Origin of the sequence: Leifsonia sp. YAF41 (assembly GCF_052113185.1) — a bacterium.
Lineage (GTDB): Bacteria > Actinomycetota > Actinomycetes > Actinomycetales > Microbacteriaceae > Cryobacterium.
This window is the reverse complement of record NZ_JBFRCS010000008.1, coordinates 70,743-93,310: the sequence shown is the minus strand read 5'-3', so window position 1 is coordinate 93,310 and position 22,568 is coordinate 70,743. Positions and strand designations below refer to the sequence as shown.

General features: G+C 66.5%; 18 protein-coding genes, 1 tRNA gene and 1 pseudogene. 8 read left to right on the top strand and 12 right to left on the bottom strand.

What is annotated here, in order from left to right:
* Window positions 1-75 precede the first annotated feature (75 nt).
* Window positions 76-615 (bottom strand): gamma carbonic anhydrase family protein, encoded by a 540-nt coding sequence (locus tag AB4Y63_RS09705; RefSeq protein WP_441790846.1) that lies wholly within the window; start codon window positions 613-615, stop codon window positions 76-78.
* Between the two features lie 142 nt (window positions 616-757).
* Between AB4Y63_RS09705 and AB4Y63_RS09700 the strand changes: the two genes are divergently transcribed.
* Together AB4Y63_RS09700 and AB4Y63_RS09695 are read left to right on the top strand one after the other, a co-directional pair.
* Complete coding sequence (locus tag AB4Y63_RS09700; RefSeq protein ID WP_441790845.1) at window positions 758-1,237, top strand: YbaK/EbsC family protein; 480 nt, start codon at window positions 758-760, stop codon at window positions 1,235-1,237.
* A 178-nt stretch (window positions 1,238-1,415) separates the two neighbouring features.
* A pseudogene (locus AB4Y63_RS09695) lies at window positions 1,416-2,240 on the top strand (ABC transporter substrate-binding protein); the annotation flags it as partial.
* A 114-nt stretch (window positions 2,241-2,354) separates the two neighbouring features.
* Here the strand turns inward: AB4Y63_RS09695 and galK are convergent.
* On the bottom strand, window positions 2,355-3,521 hold the full coding sequence (gene galK / locus AB4Y63_RS09690; protein ID WP_441790844.1) for a galactokinase: 1,167 nt from the start codon (window positions 3,519-3,521) through the stop codon (window positions 2,355-2,357).
* On the bottom strand, window positions 3,518-4,705 hold the full coding sequence (galT, locus tag AB4Y63_RS09685; RefSeq protein ID WP_441790989.1) for a galactose-1-phosphate uridylyltransferase: 1,188 nt from the start codon (window positions 4,703-4,705) through the stop codon (window positions 3,518-3,520). Before galT ends, galK begins: the two co-directional genes overlap by 4 nt.
* Before the next feature lie 85 nt (window positions 4,706-4,790).
* On the opposite strand from galT, the gene AB4Y63_RS09680 reads away from it, so the two are divergent.
* Genes AB4Y63_RS09680 through AB4Y63_RS09670 form a run of 3 tightly spaced genes read left to right on the top strand, consistent with a single transcriptional unit; the run spans window position 4,791 to window position 7,954 of the window.
* Window positions 4,791-5,636 (top strand): DeoR/GlpR family DNA-binding transcription regulator, encoded by an 846-nt coding sequence (locus AB4Y63_RS09680; RefSeq protein WP_441790843.1) that lies wholly within the window; start codon window positions 4,791-4,793, stop codon window positions 5,634-5,636.
* Window positions 5,637-5,645: 9 nt separating this feature from the next.
* Entirely contained in the window at window positions 5,646-6,674 is a 1,029-nt protein-coding gene (locus AB4Y63_RS09675) for an aldose 1-epimerase family protein (protein ID WP_441790842.1), read from the top strand.
* Entirely contained in the window at window positions 6,674-7,954 is a 1,281-nt protein-coding gene (locus AB4Y63_RS09670; RefSeq protein WP_441790841.1) for a DUF445 domain-containing protein, read from the top strand. Before AB4Y63_RS09675 ends, AB4Y63_RS09670 begins: the two co-directional genes overlap by 1 nt.
* Window positions 7,955-8,081: 127 nt before the next feature.
* Here AB4Y63_RS09670 and AB4Y63_RS09665 read toward each other — a convergent pair whose 3' ends face one another.
* Window positions 8,082-9,749 (bottom strand): PucR family transcriptional regulator, encoded by a 1,668-nt coding sequence (locus AB4Y63_RS09665; protein ID WP_441790840.1) that lies wholly within the window; start codon window positions 9,747-9,749, stop codon window positions 8,082-8,084.
* A 146-nt stretch (window positions 9,750-9,895) separates the two neighbouring features.
* On the opposite strand from AB4Y63_RS09665, the gene AB4Y63_RS09660 reads away from it, so the two are divergent.
* Entirely contained in the window at window positions 9,896-11,161 is a 1,266-nt protein-coding gene (locus AB4Y63_RS09660; protein WP_441790839.1) for an alpha-hydroxy acid oxidase, read from the top strand.
* Window positions 11,162-11,317: 156 nt separating this feature from the next.
* On the opposite strand, the gene AB4Y63_RS09655 is transcribed toward AB4Y63_RS09660, so the two are convergent.
* Together AB4Y63_RS09655 and AB4Y63_RS09650 are read right to left on the bottom strand one after the other, a co-directional pair.
* A complete protein-coding gene (locus tag AB4Y63_RS09655) occupies window positions 11,318-12,421 on the bottom strand; it encodes a hypothetical protein (protein ID WP_441790838.1) in 1,104 nt (367 codons plus the stop codon).
* 128 nt (window positions 12,422-12,549) lie between these two features.
* Window positions 12,550-12,622: transfer RNA gene (locus tag AB4Y63_RS09650), tRNA-Lys, on the bottom strand.
* A gap of 117 nt (window positions 12,623-12,739) precedes the next feature.
* Between AB4Y63_RS09650 and AB4Y63_RS09645 the strand changes: the two genes are divergently transcribed.
* Entirely contained in the window at window positions 12,740-13,369 is a 630-nt protein-coding gene (locus AB4Y63_RS09645) for a DNA-directed RNA polymerase subunit beta (protein WP_441790837.1), read from the top strand.
* A 468-nt stretch (window positions 13,370-13,837) separates the two neighbouring features.
* Window positions 13,838-14,725, top strand: a complete 888-nt coding sequence (locus tag AB4Y63_RS09640) for an aminodeoxychorismate lyase (protein WP_441790836.1) — start codon at window positions 13,838-13,840, stop codon at window positions 14,723-14,725.
* Window positions 14,726-14,839: 114 nt separating this feature from the next.
* Here the strand turns inward: AB4Y63_RS09640 and pstB are convergent, their stop codons facing one another.
* The 6 genes from pstB to AB4Y63_RS09610 form a co-directional block, all read right to left on the bottom strand.
* A complete protein-coding gene (gene pstB, locus AB4Y63_RS09635) occupies window positions 14,840-15,619 on the bottom strand; it encodes a phosphate ABC transporter ATP-binding protein PstB (protein ID WP_441790835.1) in 780 nt (259 codons plus the stop codon).
* A 31-nt stretch (window positions 15,620-15,650) separates the two neighbouring features.
* On the bottom strand, window positions 15,651-16,799 hold the full coding sequence (pstA, locus tag AB4Y63_RS09630; RefSeq protein ID WP_441790834.1) for a phosphate ABC transporter permease PstA: 1,149 nt from the start codon (window positions 16,797-16,799) through the stop codon (window positions 15,651-15,653).
* Window positions 16,799-17,761, bottom strand: a complete 963-nt coding sequence (gene pstC / locus AB4Y63_RS09625; RefSeq protein WP_441790833.1) for a phosphate ABC transporter permease subunit PstC — start codon at window positions 17,759-17,761, stop codon at window positions 16,799-16,801. The genes pstA and pstC overlap by 1 nt, the downstream gene beginning before the upstream one ends.
* A 134-nt stretch (window positions 17,762-17,895) precedes the next feature.
* Entirely contained in the window at window positions 17,896-18,993 is a 1,098-nt protein-coding gene (gene pstS, locus AB4Y63_RS09620) for a phosphate ABC transporter substrate-binding protein PstS (protein ID WP_441790832.1), read from the bottom strand.
* A 325-nt stretch (window positions 18,994-19,318) separates the two neighbouring features.
* Window positions 19,319-20,257 (bottom strand): NUDIX hydrolase, encoded by a 939-nt coding sequence (locus AB4Y63_RS09615; RefSeq protein WP_441790831.1) that lies wholly within the window; start codon window positions 20,255-20,257, stop codon window positions 19,319-19,321.
* A 14-nt stretch (window positions 20,258-20,271) separates the two neighbouring features.
* Window positions 20,272-22,449: an RNA degradosome polyphosphate kinase gene (locus AB4Y63_RS09610; protein WP_441790830.1), complete on the bottom strand. Its 2,178-nt coding sequence runs from the start codon at window positions 22,447-22,449 to the stop codon at window positions 20,272-20,274.
* Window positions 22,450-22,568: the final 119 nt, after the last annotated feature.

Below are 22,568 nucleotides of genomic sequence, written 5' to 3'. Positions count from 1 at the left end.
TGACACGTGCGGTCGACTTTCCCCGGCACACCGGGGTAGCTCGACCGAGGCGGTCAAGCTCGGCGCGTTCAGGAGTTACGCGGGGGTGGCGTGCGCGTGCAGGGCCGCGTGGGCGAGGTAGTGCTCGGCATTCACACGGATGCCCGCGATCTCGTCGTCGGTCAGCTCGCGGCGCACCTTGGCCGGGACGCCGGCGACGAGTGATCCGGGCGGAACGACCGTGCCTTCGAGCACGAGCGCACCAGCCGCGACGAGGGACCCGGCGCCGATGACGGCACCATTCATGATCGTCGCGGACATGCCGACGAGCACCGAGTCTTCGATCGTGCAGCCGTGAAGCACCGCGCCGTGCCCGACTGAGACATCCGCACCGATCGTGAGCGGGTAGCCACGGTCGACGTGGCACGAGACGTTGTCTTGCAGGTTCGAGCCGGCACCGAGCGAGATCGGCTCCTGTTCGGCACGGAGTACGGCGTTGTACCAGACGCTGGACCGCTCACCGAGGGTGACCTGGCCGACGAGCACGGCGCCGGGAGCGACAAACGCCGACTCGGCGACGACGGGCGCCGGCAGGTTCGGCAGGGACAGAACGCGAGCGGAAGGATCGACAGCCATGTCGGCCAGCCTAGCGCCGGGTCCGGTGCTCTCGCCCCGTGAGGGGCCGGCTTGTGCTCCTGCGCGACGCGCTCAACGAGCACAAGTTGGCAAGTTGGCACCTCACGGACGATTCAGGTGGCGCGCGCCTTAGGCTTCTCGCATGGTGAACACATCACATCCCGCCGTCACTCGGGTGCGCGAGGCGCTGAACGCGTTCGGCCTCGCCCCCGACATCCGTTGGTTCGATGACGCCACTCCGACGGCGCAGGCCGCCGCCGAGGCGCTCGGAATCGAGGTGGGCGCGATCGCCAACTCGCTCATCTTCACGCTCGACGGCGCACCGCTGCTGGTGCTCACCTCTGGCGCACACCGGGTCGACACGGTGTGGCTCGGCGAACAGCTGGGCGGCACGATCAAGCGGGCGTCGGCAGACACGGTGAAGGATGCGACCGGCCAGGTGATCGGCGGGGTCGCCCCGCTCGGGCATCCGGCACCCATCCGCACGCTCGTCGATGTGGCGCTGGCCGACTATCCCACGGTCTGGGCCGCTGCCGGGCATGCGCACACGGTCTTCCCGACCACATTTGACGAGCTGGTGCGGATCACGGGCGGCGAAGCCGTCACCGTCGCCCCTGACTGAACGTCGCGCCCTGAGGCCGAGCCAGGCCCTCACGCCGCCCGCCCTTGGCAGGTTCTCACAAGCAGACCCGGCCCACTTCATCCGTTTGTCTATAGAGCGTGACGGAACGCGAATCTAGGCTCACCGTACTTGCACCGGTTCAGAGCTTCACAGATGAATAACTGACAAAGGATGACCAATGCGCGCTCGACATGTACTCCCCGTATTCGCAGCCCTCGGCGCACTGCTGCTGACCGGTTGCGTCGACAATTCGGCGCCGAACGCTGCGGAGACGAAGCCGCCCGTCGCCAACGGCGTCAACGCCGAGGCCGCAGCGCTGCTGCCGAAGAACGTCGCCGACGCCGGCACACTGGTGATCGGCACCAGCCCGAACTATGCGCCCAACGAGTTCAAGAACGACGCCGGCGAGCCGGTCGGCTGGGCGATGGAGATGAGCACCAAACTCGCCGAGACACTCGGCCTGAAGCCGAGTTTCAGTATCGCCCGATTCGAGACCATCATTCCCGGCATCGTCGCCGGCAGCATCAACGCCGGGGTGTCCTCCTTCACCGACAACGCCGAGCGCCAGAAGCAGGTCGACTTCGTCAACTACTACGTGGCCGGCATCCAGTGGGCGTCGCCGACGGGCAAGGATGTCGACCCCGACAATGCATGTGGGCTCACCGTCGCCGTTCAGGCCACCACCTACCAGGACACCGATGAGATCCCCGCGAAGAGTGACGCCTGCGTGGCGGCCGGCAAGCCGGCGATCAACAAGCTGCCGTTCGACACGCAGGATGCCGCGGCCACCGCGGTCGTGCTCGGCCAGGCCGATGCGTTCACCGCCGACTCACCTGTCACCCTCTACGCCATTTCGAAGCTTGACGGCAAGCTGCAGACCGCGGGGAAGACCTTCGACGCCGCACCGTACGGCATCGCCGTGACGAAGGATTCCGGCATGGCCGAAGCCGTGCAGGCGGCGATGCAGTCAATGGTCGACGACGGCTCCTACGGCAAGATTCTGGACGCCTGGGGTGTCGCCGACGGCGGCCTGGACACCATCACCATCAATGGTCGCAGCTCTCGCTGCGACCGGCGCTTTCAGGTGGATGGCGCCGGCGTTCGGCCGGCCCCGAAACTAGGCGGTGCGGCCGGCTCCTGCTGCGGCGCGCACCACGAAGAGCTCCGGCGTTCCATACCCCGCGGCGGCAAAAGCATCGAGCACCGCCGCCTCGACGGTCGGGATCAGGGCGGTCGGGGTGAGCGCGATCGCCGCTCCGCCGAACCCGCCACCGGTCATCCGGGCGCCGATCGCACCGGCCGCACGACTTGTCTCAACGGCGAGGTCGAGCTCGGCCACCGAGATCTCGAAGTCGTCGCGCATTGACACGTGCGAGGCATCCAGCAGCTCACCGATCGCGGTCGGGCCTTGCTCGCGCAACGTGCGCACGGTGTCGAGCACGCGCTGGTTCTCGGTAATGACGTGGCGCACGCGACGGAATGTTTCGTCGTCGAGCAACTCGGCGGCCCGGCCGAGGTCGGCGACCGAGACGTCGCGCAACGAGTCAGTGCCGAGCGCCGCAGCGCCCTTTTCGCACGACGCGCGACGCGAGCCGTAGCCGCCGGTGGCGTGCGAGTGGCTGACCCGGGTGTCGATGATCAGCAGCTCGAGGCCTGCCTCGTCGAAGCCGAGCGGAATGACCTCCGAGTCGAGGCTGCGGCAATCGAGGAACACCGCGGCATCCGTCTCGCCGAGCAGCGACGCCGACTGGTCCATGATTCCGGTGGGGGCGCCGACCGCGCGGTTCTCGGCGAGCTGGCCGACTTGGGCGAGGGTGCGGCGGTCAAGGCCGAGATCCCAGACGTCGTTGAGCGCCACGGCGACCGCGCTTTCGATGGCGGCCGACGACGACAGGCCGGCGCCGATCGGCACATCCGAGTCGATGTAGATCTCGAAACCGGTCTGGGTGCCAAGGTCGGCGCCGAACTGGCCGAGCGCCCAGGCCACGCCGAGCGGATAGGCCGACCAGCCGTGCAGGTTCTCGGGGAACAACTCGTCGAGCGAGATCTCGATCGCGTCGTCGGCGAACGAACTGGCGACACGGATCAGCCGGTCGCCGCGCTCGGCAAGAGCAACGACCGTGCGCCGGTCGATGGCGAACGGAAAGACGAAGCCGTCGTTGTAGTCGGTGTGCTCACCGATCAGGTTGACGCGACCGGGCGCCGACCAGAGCCCGACCGGCTCGTGCGCGAAGTGGCTTTCGAAGCCGACGCGTGCGGCCTGTTCGAGGGTCTGGGTGTTCATTCTGTGTCCTTCCCGATGGCTGTCGCCACGGCATCCCGAATCACCGCGGCGGCTTGCTCCGGCGCGATGTCGCCGATCCAGGCGCCCATGGCGGCCTCGGATCCGGCTAGAAACTTCAGTTTGTCGGCGGCCCGACGCGGACTCGTCACCTGCAGCATGAGACGGATGTCGTCACGGTGCGTCGCAACCGGGGCCTGGTGCCAGGCGGCGATGTAGGGCGTCGGCGTCTCATAGATCTCGTCGATGCCGCGCAGCAGCCGGCGGTAGAGCACGGCCAGCTCGTCACGCTCGGCCAGGGAGGTCTCGGAGAAGTCGGCGACGTGGCGGTGCGGCAACATGTGCACCTCGATGGGCCAGCGGGCGGCGAACGGAACGAACGCCGTCCAGTGCTCGCCTGTCAGGATGACGCGATCGCCGACACGCTCCGACTCCAGAATGTCGGCGAACAGCGTGGGTCCGTATCGCTCGATCGAGTCGATCACCCGCTGGGTGCGCGGCGTCACGTACGGGTAGCTGTAGATCTGGCCGTGCGGGTGGTGCAGCGTCACGCCGATGGCTTCGCCGCGGTTCTCGAACGGAAAGACCTGCTGGATGCCCGGAAGCTGGGAAAGCGCGTGCGTGCGCTCGGCCCAGGCCTCGATCACGGTGCGCGCCCGCACGGTGGAGAGGCTCGCGAACGATCCCTCGTGCTCGGGGCTGAACGCCACCACTTCGCAGCGACCCACCGAGGTGCGCGTGCGACCCAGGCCGATCGTCGACAGGTCGTCGAGATCGGCGGGGGCGTCGGCATCCGTCAGCAGCGGGCCGAACGACGGTGACTTGTTCTCGAACACCGCAACGTCGTAGTTGCTGGGGATCTCCGAGGGGTTGCCGGGCGTCGTCGGCGCGAGCGGATCGAGGTGCGCAGGGGGCAGGAACACTCGGTTCTGCCTCGCCGCCGCGATCGATACCCATTCGCCGGTCAGGGGATCCTGACGCATCGACGCCGTGCCCGGTCGAGGAGCCAGCTCCCGCAGATCGGGGGCCCGATCGGGGGCGAGCGTGGTGTTCGGGTCGTCGAAGTAGATCAGCTCGCGGCCGTCGGCCAGGGTGTGCTGCYGCCTGGCGATGCGTTCGTCGCGCACGAAGGCGCGAACCGTGGTGCCCGCGGCCGTGCCGGCGGGGCTGTCGATAGTGGTGTCCATCACAGTCACCAGAATAACTGATTTGCGCAATCGAAACACAGGGTTGCGCATTGAAAAGTAAACGACGATAAGTGAAGATGGAAGCATGGTTGATGACAGCGCACATCCCGACGCGGATGCTCCCCGTGACCGGGAGATCATTCCGGCCGCCGTGCGGCGCGAGCGCATCGAACGCCTCGTCGACGAACGGGGATTCGTGCGGGTCAGCGAATTGCGCACGACGTTCGGCATCTCGGGAGTCACGGCACGCGCCGATCTCGACGCGCTCGAAGCGGCCGGCGCGCTCACCCGGGTGCACGGGGGCGCGATGCCGGTGCAGCGCGGGCGTACGCAGGGTGCCGTGCGTGAGCAGTCCTTCGAAGAGTCGCTGGAATCGTCGGTCATCCCCAAGCAGCAGATCGGTGCCCTGGCCGCATCCCTCGTGCAGAGCGGCCAGAGCATCATCCTCGACGTCGGCACCACCACGCTTGCCATTGCCCGGGCCCTGGCCGAGCGCACCGAGCTCACCGACGTCGTGATCATCACCAACGGCCTGAGCATCGCCCTCGAACTCGAACCGACCATTCCCCGTTTCACCGTGATCGTCACCGGCGGATCTCTCCGCCCGCTGCAGCACTCCCTCGTCGAACCGTTGGCGGCCACCATCCTCGGCAGCGTGCACGCCGACATTGCCTTCATCGGCTGCAACGGCGTCGATGCCGCCCGAGGCGTCACCAACATCAACCTGCCGGAAGCCGGCGTGAAAACGCTCATGCTCGCCGCCGCCCAGCGCGCGATCGTCGTCGCCGAAGGGTCGAAGCTGGGCCAGGCCCACCTCGGCACCGTCGGGCCGCTCGGCGCCTTCGACACCCTCGTGACGGATGCCGCCGCTCCCGCTTCCCAACTCGATCTTCTGCGTGAAGCCGGGTTGAGAGTGATCCAGCCGGAATAGGCTGGGCGCATGAGTGCACCCACCGGTTTCCAGCATCGCCTCTCCGTCGACTCGGCAGCCGGGCGATCCACCGCGGTGGTCACCGAAGTGGCGGCCGGGCTGCGCTCGTATGCAGTGAACGGCATAGACCTCGTCGAGACGTTCGCCGAAAGCGTGACGCCGCCGATGGCGGCCGGAATCGTGCTCGTTCCCTGGCCCAATCGCATCCGTGACGGCCAGTGGAAGCAGGGCGGAGTGACCCACCAGCTGGCGATCACCGAGCCGGCCAAGCGCAACGCCAGCCACGGCTTGCTGCGGTTCATGCCCTACCGGCGAATCGGCGGCGGCGAGAGCTCTGTCGCGCTGGCCGCCACGATCTTTCCGCAGTCCGGCTACCCGTTTCACCTCGACACGACCGTCGAGTACACGCTGACGCCCCAGGGCCTCACCGTGACGCACGGAGTGCACAATGTGGGTTCGGATGCCGCCCCGTACGCCGTGGGAGCGCATCCCTATCTACAGATCGGCGGGGTGCCGACGAGTGAGTTGACCGTGCAGGTGAGCGCGGCGACGCGCATCCTCGTTGACGAACGCCAGAATCCGGTCGGGCAGCAGGCCGTTGACGGAACTGCGTTCGACCTGCGTCAGGGCCGGGTGGTCGGTGATCTCGACCTTGATAGCGGCTACGCCGACGTCACGATGGAGGCGGGGAAGGTCGAGCACCGGTTGACCGCGCCCGACGGTCGCTTCCTCACCGTGTGGGGTGACGAGAACATGCGCTACGTGCAAGTGTTCACACCGCGCAGCTTTCCGTCGCCGGCCGGGCCAGCCGGTGCTGAGACGGAGGGTGTGGGACCGGCCACGCACCAAGCGATCGCGATCGAACCGATGACCGCGCCGGCCAACGCGTTCAACAGCGGGGCGGGCCTGCGCTGGCTGCAACCGGGGGAGCGGTGGAGCGTGACCTGGGGGATCAGCCACGACGGGTTCGACCTCGACCAGTCCGCAGCACCGGGCGCCGCGTCGCTCGCTGGGCCGACGGCTGGGGCTGACTCTTGATGACATCGCCGCGCGTGGCCCTGCTCAGCCCGGCCGACGCTGAACGGCTGCATGCCCTCACCGGCATGAAGCGGTTGGCCACCGGACTGCTTCTCGTGATGGCCGTGATTTTCGCCGTTGCCTTCGCCCTGCAAGACCAATACCCCTGGCTCGCCTACGTGCGCGCCGCCGCGGAGGGCGGCATGGTCGGCGCCCTCGCCGACTGGTTCGCCGTGACGGCACTGTTTCGCTACCCGCTCGGGCTCCGCATCCCGCACACCAACATCATCGCGAACCGCAAAGACGAGATCGGTGCGACCCTCGGTGAGTTCGTCGAGACCAACTTTCTCTCCGAAGCCGTGGTGCGCGGCAAGCTCGAGTCGATGGGCATTTCGGCGCGCGTCGGCGCTTGGTTGAGTGAGCCAGCGAACGCCAATCGGCTCACCCAGGAGCTGGCGGTGGCCGGAACGGGGATCCTCGACCTCCTCTCCGACGATGACATCAGAGACCTGATCGAAACCACCGCGCGCGAACATCTGATCCAACCCCAGTGGGGTCCCAGCATCGGGCGGGTCGGCGAGCGGCTGGTTGCCTCCGGCCAGCAGCATGCGGCAATCGATCTGCTTCTCGACAAGGCGGAGGTCTGGTTGCGCATGCATCCGGAGGCTTTCGGTCAGGCGGTGTCCGAGCGGCTGCCCGGCTGGGTTCCCGGCTTTCTCGACAAGATGGTCGACGACCGGGCATTCAAGGAGGTGGTCGGGTTCATCCACGCGGTGCGCCGCGACCAGAGGCATCCGATGCGCATCGCGCTCGATGCGTACCTGGCCGATCTGATGCGGGATCTGCAGAACGACCCGGCGACGATCTTTCGGGCCGAGGCGCTTAAAGTCGACCTGCTCGACAGCCCACGGCTGCGGGAGTTCGCCGGTGAGACGTGGGAGGCCGTGAAGGCCTCGCTCACTGAGGGGCTGGCCGACCCCAAGAGCGGCCTGCGCCGCGGCATCCGGTCGACGCTTCTGGATGTCGGCGCCCGGCTGGTCGGGGACCGCTCGCTCGGCGGGCGCATCGACCGGTGGATCGCCGATTCGGTGAGCTACGCCGTGCAACAGTATCGGCATGAAATCGCGGGCGTGATCACCGAAACCGTTGAACGCTGGGACGCCGGCGAGACGGCCGACAAGATCGAACTGCAAGTGGGCAAAGACCTGCAGTTCATCCGCATCAACGGCACGGTCGTCGGTGCGCTGGCCGGGCTCGCGATCTTCACGACTGCGCAGGCAATCTCCGCCCTCTGGGGTTGATCTGTCGGGGTTTGTGTGCCGGAGTTTGTTTGTCGGAGCCTGTTCGTCGGGGTTGGGGCGTCGCGCGGGTCGGGAGCCGCTGCGCGGGTCGGAGCCAACCCGCGCCGCGGCGCCGAACCCGCGTCGCTCAGTTCTCGTTCGCCCAGAGCTGCAGCCAGACGAGCAGCCGGGACTCGGGATCGTCGAGCCGCACCCCGAAGAGCGGTTCGAGCCGGGAGAGGCGATATCGCACCGTGTTCGGGTGCAGTTTCAGCCGGGACGCCGTCTCGATCGCGTTCGACCCGCAATCCAGATAGGTGAGCACCGTCGGGGCGAATGCGGTGCCCTTCATCGCATCATGGGCGGCAATGGCCGTCGCCACCTCGCCCGGCAACTGACCTGCCGCACGCAGGGCGGCAACGATCTGGCGCAGCCGGAGCCGGGGCCCGAGCGTGATCGCATCCGCGACGATGTCGTCGCTGCCCGGGAGCACCCGGCCGTCTTCGCTGTCGCGCAGCAACACCGCCAGCACGCTCTCGGCGTCGAGTCGCGAGTCGATGACCGCTTCGAGCGGCATCGCCACGCCGATCGCGGCGAGAACCGGGCGATCGAGCAGCCGCCGGGTGTGGTGGGCGATGCGCAGAATCGCCTCGCGTAGGAACGCCTGCGACGAGGTTTTCGTTTGGGGCAGCACCACGTAGACGAGATTGTCGGCCAGTCCACAGACCGCGGTCGGCAGCCAGACCGCGCACGCCGCCCGCACGGTATCGAACAGACGCAGGCTCGATTGCACCGCGTCGGGGGTCGTGCCCGCGGTGTTCCAGGTGCCGATCGCAACCACCCGCACGCGGTCGGCGGCGATGCCGAGCTGCACGGCGGCGAGTTCGGCCCGGCCCGGCTCGAACAACAGCGGGCGTACCAACTCCAGGTGCCGCGCGCGCACCGAATCCCGGTGCGTGCGGCCATGCAGCAGGTGCAGGGCCGCGACGTTTGCCGCTTCGAGCAGGATGCGATCGGTCTCGGATTTCGACCGATCCGGCGGGTCGATCAGCCAGAGTGACCCGAGCACCACGCTGCCGGCACGGATGGCGACGGCCGAGCGGGTGAAGGAGTGCGCTTTGGGGGCCACACTCACGACCTCCCGCGACGCGTGAACGCGGCGGTAGTCGACGTCATTCTGGTCGGTGTGCGGCACATGCATTTGCAGGATCGAGTTGCGCCGGGTCTCGTCGATCGGTTGCCCGGGCAAGGTCGAGTAGGCGAGCAGCGTCTGCTCGATATCGGCGACGGCCACCGCCCCGCCGGCCAGGGAAGCGACGTTGTTGGCCAGCTCGAACAGGTCGCCGGGCCGCACGTCGACCAGGCTCCGGCCGGACTGGCCGTGTGAGGTGATGGCCGCACTCAGGATGTCGGTGAGCTGGTCCCAGGGAACGCTGTCCGCGGCTCGAAACAACACGATTCCGGCGGCTCGGGCGGCCGCATGCAACTCGGCTTCCGGTGCGCCGTGGGCCTTGTAGACCAGCGCGCGGTAGCCCGCATCCCTCATCTGCTCAAGCTGCCCGACCAGCTGGTCGCCGGACAGGGCCAGACCGTTCGCCAGGGCCACGGCCCCCGGAAACTGCGGAGCTCTGGCGAACCGGTCGTAGAGAACGGTGCCGGTCACCGTGCGGTTCACGTCGGCCGTGGTTTCGACGAGGCCGGCGATCTCCGGGCCGAGAGTGTCGGCGAGTTCGGCGATGCTCGGCAGGTGCTCGGCGTCGGGGGCAGGCGTCGCACTCGCGAGTGCGATCGTCTGCTCGCTCAGCTGATTTTTCACGTGGTCTCTCCGAGCTACTGGCAGGAGATCACAATCTGAACCCTGCGTCTTCGTGGGGATGTCCATAGAGAGCGGACACTCGCGATTCTAGGCTGGCGCAGGCACCCGGTCGATCGGGACCCCCTCTCGACCCGGAAAGGCATCACATGAAGCTCAACGATGTCAGGCAGCTCGTTCAAGTGAGAGTTCCGGTGTTGTCGCGGCAACGTCGCGTGCTCGCGAACGCATTCAATGTGGCCGAGTACCGTGCCGCGGCCCGGCGTGCGCTGCCGGCCGGAATCTTCGACTATCTCGACGGGGGCTCCGAAGACGAAGCCACGCTGAACCGCAACCGGGCGGTGTTCGAGCAGTGGGGGCTGATGCCGGCCTGGGGTGCCGTGGACCTGCCCGATCTGCAAACCACGATTCTTGGCCGCCCGAGTGCCTTGCCGATGACGCTCACCCCGACCGGGGCGACCCGACTGTTCCATCCCGACGGCGAGCTGGCCGTGGCGCGAGCGGCGACCGCCGCCCAGATTCCCTACGGCGTCGCAGGCCTCAGCACCGTCTCGATGGAGGACATCGCCGCGCAGTCGCCGACCCTCGACCGCTGGTTCAATGTGGGGCTCTCTCCCGACAAGGGCGCGTTGAGCGCGAAGCTCGATCGCTGCGCCGCGGCCGGCTACCGCGCGATCGTGGTCGGCATTGACACGCGCGCGCTCGGGGCCCGGGAACGCGACCGCAAGAACGGGTTCACCGCCCCGCCGGCGCTCACGCTCTCGTCGTTGATCGGCATTGCCACCCGACCGAACTGGTGGGTGAATTTTCTGCGAGCAGAGGGCATCCGCTTTCCGAACCTCGAACCGGTCGGCTCAGAAGGAGCCCTGGCCACACCCTCGATGTGGGAGCAGATTCTCGGGCACTCCGAGTCGACCCAGGGGTGGCACGACCTCGAAGCGTTGCGCGCCTCGTGGCCGGGCAAGATTGTGCTGAAGGGCACGGTCAACCCGGCCGATGTCGAACGGGCGGCGAGCCTCGGCGTTGACGCCGTGCAGCTGAGCAACCACGGCGGACGTCAGCTCGATCACATGTTGAGCCCGCTCGATGTGCTGCAGGAATCACGGCAGCGCGTCGGCAGCAGCATGGAGCTCTATGTCGACTCTGGCATCCGTCGGGGGAGCGACATCGCGATCGCGCTCGCGCTCGGCGCCGACGCCTGCTCGATCGGGCGCCCCTACCTCTACGGCCTTGCCGCAGCCGGGGCGGAAGGTGTCGCGAGCGTCATCGACATCCTGGCCGAGGAGTTGCTGCGCACGATGACACTCGTCGGGGTCACCTCGGTCGCCGATCTCCAGGCGCGGGGCACCGAGGTCGTGCGGCGCGTGGCGTCGGCCTCCGCGGAGGCCGAGGCCGGTGTACCGGCTCGTTCCTAACAGCGGAGATTCTTCAGAACRTCGACAAAATTGGTCGAGTTCCGCGCGATTCGAGCAAATTCTCCGCGGTTGCGAACACCTCGTTGGTCGAGCCTGTCGCAACCGCGCGCCAGCCTTCATCAATGCGACGGGTTGTGGCTCTGAACGCTGCGTGCCTCAGCTCGCCTCGATGACCGCCGCATGCAGCGCCAGCAGCGGCGCGGTGCGTTCGGCCGGGCCGCGCCCGAAGCCGCACTCCGTGGCCACGCCGAACTGGTTGATTCCGGCGGCGGTCAGTGGGGCAGCGGCGGCACGGATGCGACGCTCGGCGCCTTCGATGCCGTCCTCGTGATGCACGAGGCCGAGAAACAGCTCGGTCTGAGTGCCGAGGGTGAGCTCGGCCAGGGGAGCGAAGTAGGCCGCGTCATCGCGCTCGATCGGCACCGGCAGGTGCACGAAGTCGATCGGCCGGGAGACCGCGGCGCGCAGGCCGTTGGCCACGGCAACGAGGTGGGCGCTGTCGGGCGGCTCGACGAAGTGAGATTCGGCGACGTCGCCGTAGCAGAGGTGGAACCCGAGCTCCACCTCGGCCGGAACCGCCGACGCGATGCGGGCCGCGAGCTCGACGCATCCATCGATCACTGCAGCAGTGTGGGCAGCGGAATCGGAGTCGGAGTCGGCGAACCAGGCGACGAGCGGGCCGCCACCGAGTGAAACTCCCTCGATGTACGCGAACTCGGTGGCCAGGTCGATTTGGATGGCCAGATCCGCGGCCGGGATCGCCGCGGTGATCGCCGCAAGCTCGCGCAGGATCGCGCGCTCATAGGCGGGGTAGACCGCGGCGCGGTCGGCAGTCAAGACGAAGGCGGTCAATGGAGCAAGCGGCGACGGCAGACAGACCTGAAAGCGCACGCCGGCGGGAATCGTTCCGGCGTCGCGCAGGGCGACGAACTGGGCGTAGCTGTCGATCGCGGCACTGGCGTAGCCGAGCGGTGCGATCTCGAGTGCATCGGCCGGCACGCTTCCGTCGAGGTGTAGCGGGCGCAGGTCGAAGCCGGCCACGACGATCGGGTCGATCGGCAGGCGGGTCAGCCCCGGCGTGGCGTCGAAGGCGGCGCCCTGAAACAGGATCCAGTGAAAACGTTCGCCGACTTCACCGTCGGGAAGACGCGTCAGGTGCGCACCGAGGTTTTCGGAGACGATGCGAAAAGTGTCAGCGGCGGTGGGCTGGTTGATGGAGCCGACAAGGTGGGCGCCACGCACGAGAGGGGTCTGAGTCACGCAGCAATCCTATTCGGGCGATCAGAGGGGAGCCCGAACGGGCCGTCATGAAGCGACACCCGCAATCGGCAGGATGCGCGAAAACCAGAATGGCCCGGTCTCACGAGGAGACCGGGCCAACGAGTGGGTGGGCCCCGTCGGGCTCGAACCGACGACCCAAGGATTAAAAGTCCTTTGCTCTACCAACTGAGCTAGAGGCCCGCGGTTAATAATCTAGCGTGGATTTGCGAGCAGTTTTTCTCGCTACCGTTGAAGCTGCAGTTCAGTACCCGTCAGCTCGGATGCACACCATCGCCCGACGACCGCGAGGAGGACGCCATGGCCGAAGATTTCCACAAACCGACACAGTTCTCCGGGAGCAAGTTCGAGTCGTTCAAGGGCGGCGAAGATCCGGCCCAGATCAGCCGAATCGCCCACGAGACCGCTCACGCCGTTCTCTCCCGGGTGCGCAGCGACCCCGACCCGGCCACCGTCGAACGCCTGGTCGCCTACACGGATGAGCACGGTATCGATGCGGTCGCCGAACTCTGGTCGCGGGCGACGCCCCGCAGCCTGCCGGGCGCGTTGTGGCGCATTTACCTGATTCGGTTGCTCATTCGGCAAGACCCGCAGGGCACCTCCTACCTCTACCAACGCGGCACCGAAGTCGCCGTGACGATCGATCCGGTCGTCGCCGGCGCATCCGCCCCGACTGGACCCGACGAGATCATCGCGCTCGCCGACGAGATTCTGCGTGGCCTCTTCACCGGCGACCTCGCCGTCGCGCTTGACCGTGCCGCGGCGTTCTGCCGGGTGATCGCGACCGGGTGCACGAGCGTGGCCGACGATCTGGATGCGACGGAGCCGGCCAGGTCTCACGAGCTCACCCGCCGGGCGTTGCGGTTTTCGACCACGGCGCAGGAGTTCACCTCGTGTGCGCGGCTCTGGCGGCAGCACTCGCTGGAGTAACCGCCGGATGCGGCGCGCTCGACACCCGAATGTGGCTAATTCAGGAAATCTTCTGAATTCACGTGGATCGGCCGCGTGATTCCGGGGATGCATCTGGCGATACATCCGGGATTTCCTGAGTTAGCCACACGAACCCGACCGCTGGGCACGATTTGTCGGGGCCGGGTGCTCGCGACAGCCCGATCACCCTCACCCGCCGGTCGCGGCCCGACCATTCGCCAGGGGCGAACAGCCCTCCAGCCTCGATTACAATAGAAACTGGTCGGGCCGCAGTAACCCCGGGCTCCAATATTCGCCGCCAAGAGCGGCCGTCCGCCGAGAGGCGTTCTGCGGCCTGGCCTCATTCTTTTGTGAGGCGCACACGTCGCGACTCACGCTCCGCAGCAGCAGCGCAGTCATCTCGCAGCTATCTCGCAGTCGTCTCACACTCCACTGAAACCGAGGCCGCCCGGCGACTAGGCTCGCTTCATGACCTTGCCTTTCACGCTGCTGATCGACCCGGTGCCCGCCGACTCCACGCGCACCAACTTTGACGACACGTTCCACCCGATCGACTCAAGCGCGCCGGCCCTGCGCGTGGCCGAGCTCAGCACTCAGCGTGGCGACGGCATCTTCGAGACTCTGACCGTGGTGAACGGGCACCCGCACGAGGTCGAGCCGCACATCAGCCGCCTGATCAACTCGGCGCGCATCTGCGATCTGCCGGAACCGCACCCCGGCCAGTGGCGTGCGGCCATCGCCCTCGCGGTGTCGCAGCTGCCCACCGAGGGCGAGCTCGCCCTCAAATTCGTGCTCAGCCGCGGGGTCGAGGCCGGGCCCGCGCCGACTGCCTGGCTGCACGCCACTCGAGCCGCCGACTTCCGTGGGGTGCGCGAGCAGGGCGTCAAGGTGGTCACCCTTGACCGCGGCTACCCGCGCGGGGTCGCCGAGCGTGCTCCATGGCTGCTGATGGGTGCCAAGACACTCAGCTACGCCATCAACATGGCGGCGCTGCGCGAGGCGAACCGCCGCGGCGCCGACGACACGATCTTCGTCACCACCGACGGCTACGTAATGGAAGGCCCCACCTCCAGCGTGATCATCCGTTCAGGCGGCGTCTACGTGACCCCGGCGCCGAGCGGCGCCATCCTGCACGGCACCACCCAGCAGAGCGTCTTCGAATACCTCGAGGCGCAGGGGGAGCGCACCGAGTACCGCGACGTGACGGTCGACGAGCTGCGTGCAGCGGATGCGGCGTGGCTGGTCTCCAGCGTGCGTCTGGCCGTGTCGGTGACCGAGCTCGACGGGGAGCCGTTCCCGGTCGACCAGGAGCTGACGCGCGCAATCAATACGGCGCTGCTCGCGCGCACGGCGTAGTCGACAAACCGGTGGTCGAGCTTGTCGAGACCTCCGCCGGCCGACCTCTAAACGTGCGTCACGTCTGAGGCTCGGCTCGCCGGGTCTCGACAGGCTCGACCACCGAGGGAAGGGTTAGCCGAAGCGACCCGACACGTAGTCCTCGGTCGCCTGCACGCTCGGGTTTGAGAACATCGTGGTGGTGTCGTCGTACTCGATGAGCTTGCCCGGCTTGCCGGTGCCCGCGATGTTGAAGAATGCGGTGCGGTCGGAGACGCGTGAGGCCTGCTGCATGTTGTGGGTCACGATCACGATCGTGTAGTCAGCCTTCATCTCTTCGATCAGGTCCTCGATGGCGAGGGTGGAGATCGGGTCGAGGGCCGAGCAGGGCTCATCCATCAGGATGACGTCAGGTTGCACCGCAATCGCCCGCGCGATGCAGAGGCGCTGCTGCTGGCCGCCCGAGAGGCCGGAGCCGGGGCGATCGAGGCGATCCTTGACCTCGTTCCAGAGGTTGGCGCTGCGCAGCGACTGCTCGATCAGATCGTCGGCATCGCTTTTCGGCATCCGTCGGTTGTTGAGCTTCACACCGGCGAGCACGTTGTCACCGATCGACATCGTCGGGAACGGGTTGGGGCGCTGGAAGACCATGCCGACCTGGCGGCGCACAAGCACCGGGTCAACGCCGGGGCCGTAGAGGTTATTGCCGTCAATAAGCACCTCACCCTCGACACGCGTGCCGGGGATCACCTCGTGCATCCGGTTGAGGGTGCGCAGGAAGGTGGACTTGCCGCACCCGCTCGGGCCGATGAACGCCGTGACGGTGCGCGGCTCAATCGTCAGCGAGACACCTTCGACGGCCAGGAAGTTTCCGTAGTAGACGTTGAGGTCGTTGACTTCAATACGCTTTGACACTGTGTTTCCTTCGAGTTCAGGGTCGAACGCGTTAGCGGCCGAGTTTGGGGGAGAAGAAGTGGGCGATCAACCGGGCGAGGCCATTCAACAGCATCACGATCAGAACCAGGGTGAGTGCGCCGGCCCAGGCGCGGTCGATGTAGGCCTGGGTGTCGGCTCCCTGGTTCATGTACTGCGTGTAGACGAAGACCGGAAGGGTCATCATCCGCTCGCTGAACAGGTTGTAGTTCATGCTCGCGGTGAATCCTGAGATGATCAGCAGAGGGGCGGTCTCACCGATCACACGGGCGATCGAGATCATGACGCCGGTCACGATTCCGGCGATGGCGGTCGGAATCACGACCTTCACGATGGTCAGCCATTTCGGTACACCGAGCGCAAACGCTGCTTCGCGGAGTTCATTGGGCACGAGCTTGAGCATCTCTTCGCTGGAGCGCACGACGACCGGGATCATCAGCACCGAGAGCGCGACAGAGCCGCCGAACCCGAAGCGGATGCCCGGATCGTTGAAGATCAGGGCAAAGAGGGCGAAGGCGAACAGACCGGCCACGATCGACGGGATTCCGGTCATCACATCCACGAAGAAGGTGATGCCCCGCGCCAAGCGGCCGCGGCCATACTCGGTGAGGTAGATCGCGGCGAGCAGGCCGATCGGAACGGAGATCAGGGTGGCGACACCGGTGATCAGCAGCGTTCCGACGATGGCGTGCAGGGCGCCGCCGCCTTCACCGACGACGTTGCGCTGAGATTCGGTGAAGAAGGTCGGAGTCAAAAAGGCCGGCAGTCCGTTGACGACGGTGGTGGTGATGAGGGAAACCAGCGGCAGCAACGCAATCACGAACGCGGCACTGACCAGGGCGGTCACCAAGCGGTCTTTCGCTTTGCGCAGACCCTCGACGAAGAATGACAGCGCGAAGATTGAGATGCAGAAGAGAACCGTGCCGAAGAAGAGAGTTCCAGCCCAGTTGAAGCCGGCTGTGGTGTCCGAGACGTCGATCAGCAGAAAAACGATCCCGACGAGGACCACGCTGCCCAGCAGCACCCACAGCGGCGTGTTGCGCGGCAGCTTGCCGGCGGTCAGTGAGTTGGTCAGTGGCCGGCCGGCCGGCGAACTCGGGGCGGGAGTGCGCGGGGACAGGGGAGCATCCATTCGCGACTGTTCCTTCTCTGTCGTGGTCATCAGTTCGCTCCAGAGAATGCCTTGCGGCGGTTGATGATGACGCGGGCGATCATATTCACGGCCAGCGTGATGACGAAGAGGATGAGGCCGGTCGCCAGCAGGATGTTGACCCCGATGCCGTGGGCTTCAGGAAAGTTGAGGGCAATGTTCGCAGCGATGGTCGTCGGGTTCTGCGAGGTGAGCAGCTGGAAAATGACCTTCGGGTTGGGCGAGAGCACCATGGCGACGGCCATGGTCTCGCCGAGTGCGCGCCCGAGGCCGAGCATCGATGCCGAGATGATTCCGGGCCGGCCGAAGGGCAAGACCGCCATCTGGATCATTTCCCAGCGGGTCGCGCCGAGGGCGAGGGCTGCCTCTTCGTGAAGCACCGGCGTCTGCAGGAAGACTTCGCGGCAGATTGCGGTGATGATCGGCAGCACCATCACGGCGAGCACGATCGCGACGGTGAGGATAGTGCGTCCGGTGCCGGAGACCGGGCCGGCGAAGAAGGGGATCCAGCCGAACCACTCGACCAAGGTCGTGTAGAACGGCTGCACCATCGGGGCCAGCACGCTGATTCCCCAGAGGCCGAACACGACCGACGGCACTGCGGCGAGCAGATCGATGATGTAGCCGAGGCCCTGAGCGAGCTTGCGCGGCGCGTAGTGCGAGATGAAGAGCGCGATGCCGATGGCCAGGGGGATCGCGATGAGCAAGGCGAGGGCCGCTGCCCAGATTGTTCCAAAGGCAAGCGGCCAGACGTACGACCAGAAGTTGGTGAATTCGCCCTTGAACGCGTCGGCCGGCGCGAAGAATGCCGGGATGCTCTGAATGAGCAAGAAGATGGCCACTGCGGCGAGAACGGCGAGGATCAACCCACCGGCGACAACGGTCAGCGTGCTGAAAACCCGGTCACCGGGGCGCTGTTTGGCCTTGATGGTGCGCCCAGTCGTCGGGGCGCCCGGCTCAACTGCGGTGGTCATTCCTGGCGACTCCCTGGGGTTTTGGGTGGATGTCTGGGGGAAGAGGTTGTGACACGGGGGCCGGAAACCTCAGTGTGCCCGACCCGGACATCGCGTACGCTGCGGTGTCCGGATCGGGCGGATAGTGACTGGTGTTACTTGATGGTGGCGATCACAGTTGCGACCTTGCTCTGCAGGTCGGCGGAGAGCGGCGCGGCACCGGCCGACTTGGCGGCTTCGGTCTGGCCGGCTTCGCTGGCCATGTAGCCGACGTACGACTTCACAAGCTCACCCTGGGCGGCGTCGGCGTACTCGGTGCAGACGATGGCGTAGCTGACCAGAACCAGCGGGTAGTGGGTCGGGTCGGTGGTGGTGCGGTTGAGCTGGATGGCGAGGTCATCGGCAGCGCGGCCTTCGACCAGCGGGGAGTCGTTGACGACTGCAGCAGCGGCATCCGCGGTGTATCCGACGAACTTGTCGCCGACCTTGATCTTTGCGACACCGAGGTCACCGGCACGTGAGGCGTCGGCGTAGCCGATGGTGCCCACGCCGTTGGTGACGGCGTCGACGACACCGGAGGTGCCCTGTGCGCCTTCACCCGACTGGAACGGGAAGGTGTCGGCCGGCTTCTCGGTCCAGACATCCGGTGCAACCTGGTTGAGGTAGTCGGCGAAGTTCTTGGTGGTTCCCGAGTCGTCCGAGCGGTGAACCGCGGTGATCGGCGTGGCGGGCAGCTTCTCGTCGGGGTTCAGCGCGGCGATGGCCGGGTCGTTCCAGGTCGTGATGTCGCCCTTGAAGATCTTGGCGAGGGTCTGAGCGTCGACGTTCAGGTTCTTGACGCCCTCGACGTTGAAGATCACGGCGATCGGGGAGATGTAGACCGGGAGGTCGACGGCGGTGGTGCCGGGAACGCAGCTGGCGAAGGAGCCGGCGAGCTCCTCGTCCTTGAGGAACGAGTCGGAACCGGCGAAGTCGGAACCGCCCGAGGCGAAGGTCTCACGACCGGCGCCGGAACCCGACGGGTCGTAGTTGATCGTGACGTCAGGGTTAGCTGTCTGGAACTGTGCGATCCAGGCTTCCTGGGCTGCGCCCTGTGAAGATGCGCCTGCTGCGTTGATGGTGCCGGAAAGCGTGCTGGCGGATGCGGTCTCGCTCGGTGCGGAAGCTCCGCTTTCGTTGGCGGCGCATCCGGTCAGAGCGAGTGCGGCTACAGCCAGAAAAGCGGCGGGAGCGCTGAAACGCTTGATGTTCACGGGAAATCCCTTCGAGGGGTTGAATACAGGACGAGGGCCGACCACATCTTGTGCCTCTGTGCTCGACTTGTCAGTGACGCTACGTCCTGTGGTTAACGAGACTCCCCCATGACGGTAAACGGGAGGTTAACGAAACTGGACCATTCCCACTTCGTTGGTCGAGGAACGAGCGAGCGCAGCGAGCCCGTGTCTCGAGCGATGTACTGAGCCCGTCGAAGTGACCTCGTGAGCCGATCCTCGGGCGCAACCACGGTCTGGAGATCGGCTCGCCAGGTCTCGAGACGCGGCCGACTCCGTCGGGCGCTCCTCGACCACCGGGGTGTGGCTACACCCGCGGGGCGTGCGTTTCGATCGCGATGATTCCCGAGCTGGGGTTGTCAGCGGAGAGGTGCACGACCGAGAACCCGCCGGTCTCCAGATCGGCTGCCGACGAGATGTAGGAACCGAGCGTCGTGCCGGTGGCCAACGCCATCTCGCGCAGAATCTCGGGCAACACCGGGCCGTGGCTGCAGAGCACAGCGGTCTTGCGCGAGCGCACCCGCTTGCCGATCACGCTGCGCACATCGGCGGTCCCTGCTTCTTGTGCGGCCTGGCTGATCTTGTCGGTGCGTTTGATCGGGATGCCGGTGGCGGCCGACAGCGGGGCGACCGTCGTCACGCAGCGGGTCGCCGTGCTGCTCACAATGCGCCGTGGCTGCCAGGCGGTGATCGTCTCGACCACGCTGGCCGCCTGGGCGACGCCGCGTTCGGTGAGCGGGCGGGTGCTGTCGGGGCCGTCCCAGCGGGCCGGCGGAAGTGCCTTGCCGTGGCGCAGCGCGATCAGGGCGAAGGTGCTCGTCACGCCGGCGTCGACGAGCTTGGCGAAGGCGTCGATGATCACGACATCCTGCTCGTAGGTGAGGTAGGTGCGTGCCTTCTTGATGGTCACCCATTCAATCGCGGCCACCTCGCCGTTCGGCACGAATGTTGAACGCTGAATCGCCTCGGGGGTGACCTCGGCCGCCCAGTAGTGCACGATCTTCTCGCGGTTGTTCGGCATCACGTAGCGCGAGATGGGCAGGGGGACACCGAGCGCGACGGCCAGCCCCGTCTCTTCCTCGATCTCCCGCACCGCCGTGCGCGGGAGTGATTCGCCCGGGTCGACTTTGCCCTTCGGAATCGTCACGTCGCCGTGCACGGTGCGGTGAATCAGCAGCACGTGCATTTTTCCGTCAATCAACCTCCAGCAGACGGCTCCTGCTGCGTAGACGGCCGTGTCAGTCATCGACTTCACTGATTTCATCGACGGATGGCCAAACGCTTGCGGTGCCCGATCTGTTGCATGAGCCTATTTTGCATGTCGTCGAGGAGCTGACCCGAATCGTCGCGGTCATGTCGGGTCCATTCCCCGGATTCACTCAGCCACCACGATGAGGTGCGGTCGTCCATGGCGCGTGCGAACAACGAGTCGATTTCGGCCAGGTGGTCGGGGGCGACGAGCCGCACCAGTGCCTCGACCCGACGGTCGAGGTTGCGGTGCATCATGTCGGCACTGCCGATGAAGACCTGGGGGTCGCCGTCGTTGTGAAACGAGAAGATGCGGGAGTGCTCCAGGTAGCGCCCAAGAATCGAACGCACCCGGATATTCTCACTCATGCCCTCGACGCCGGGTTTCAGGCTGCAGATACCCCGCACCCAGACATCGACCTTCACCCCGGCCTGGCTGGCCCGGTAGAGCGCGTCGATGATGGCCTCGTCGACCATCGAGTTGACCTTGATCCGGATGCCGGCCGGCCGGCCTTCCAGCGCCGCCGCCGTCTCATCGCCGATGCGCTTGAGCAGCGCTTTCCGTAGGTGCAGCGGGGCGACCAGCAGGCGCTTGAACTTCTTCTCGATGGCATAACCCGAGAGCTCGTTGAACAGACGGGTCAGGTCTTTGCCGACCTGGGCATCCGCGGTCAGCAGCCCGAGGTCCTCGTAAATGCGACTGGTCTTCGGGTTGTAATTGCCGGTGCCGATGTGGCTGTAGTGGCGCAGCACGCCCCGCTCCTGGCGCACGACGAGTGCCAGCTTGCAGTGGGTCTTCAAGCCGACGAGGCCGTAGACCACGTGCACGCCGGCCTTCTCGAGCTTGCGCGCCCAGGAAATGTTGGCCTGCTCGTCGAACCGCGCCTTGATCTCAACGAGGGCGAGCACCTGCTTGCCCGACTCCGCCGCGTCGATGAGCGCCTCGACGATGGGGCTGTCGCCCGAAGTGCGGTACAGCGTCTGCTTGATGGCGAGCACGTGCGGGTCGGCTGCCGCCTGCTCGAGAAACGCCTGCACGCTCGTCGCAAATGACTCGTAGGGGTGGTGCAGCAGGATGTCACCGCGGGAGATCGCCGCGAACACGTCGGGTTCCGCTTGAGGCTCGGCCGGCATCAGCTGCACAGCCGTGGTCGGCACATGCTTGTCGAAGTGCAGGTCGGGGCGGTCGATGCGGGAGAAGTCGAACAGGCCGCCGAGGTCGAGCGGGGCCGGCAGCCGGTACACCTCCTGGTCGGTCACGTCGAGTTCGCGCACGAGGAGGCCGAGGGTGACCTCGTCCATGTCTTCAGTGATCTCGAGCCGGATCGGCGGGCCGAACCGGCGCCGCAGCAACTCCTTTTCGAGCGCCTTGATCAGGTTCTCGGTCTCGTCTTCTTCGATCTCGACGTCTTCGTTGCGGGTGACCCGAAACACGTGGTGCTCGAGAATCTCCATGCCAGGAAAGAGGTCGCCGAGGTGATTGGCGATGAGGTCCTCAAGGGTGATGAAGCGCAGGTGTTCGACGGGCTCGGAGCGGTCGACGCGCACAAATCGCGGCAACATCGGCGGCACTTTGAGCCGCGCGAACTCCTGCTTGCCCGTCTTCGAGTTGCGCACCCGAATCGCCAGGTTGATCGACAAGCCGGAGATATAGGGGAACGGATGCGCCGGGTCGACGGCCAGCGGCATCAGCACCGGGAAGATCTGGTTCGAGAAGTAGTCGCGCAGCGAATCCCGCTCGTCCTGGCTCAGGGTGTCCCAGTTGACGACCTCGATGCCCTGCTCGGCGAGGGCGGGACGCACGAGGTCGTGAAAGGCGAGCGCGTGGCGGTTCTGCAGCGCATGCGCGGCCTTCGAAATGTCGGAGAGCACGTCCTGAGGCGCACGGCCCACGTTGGTGGGAACGGCCAGACCGGTCAGGATGCGCCGTTTCAGGCCGGCGACCCGCACCATGAAGAACTCGTCGAGGTTGCTGGCGAAAATGGCCAGAAAGTTGGCGCGTTCCAGGACCGGCAAGTCGGGATCCTCGGCCAGTTCCAGCACCCGCTGGTTGAAGGCAAGCCAGCTCAGTTCGCGGTCGAGGTACCGTTCGCTCGGTAGCGCAGGGTCATTCGCGCCGACCAAGGGGTCGAAGTCGTCGTCGAAGTCGCTGCCGAAATCGGAGTCTGCCTGGATGTTGTCGCCGTCCATCCGTCCATCTTTGCACCGCCCGCCAAACTTTCGGGGCCGTATTGGTGAACACGCTCCCCGTTGATCTTTCTCGGTGGTCGAGCCGGTCGAGACCCGGTGGGCCGATCTCGAGACCCGAT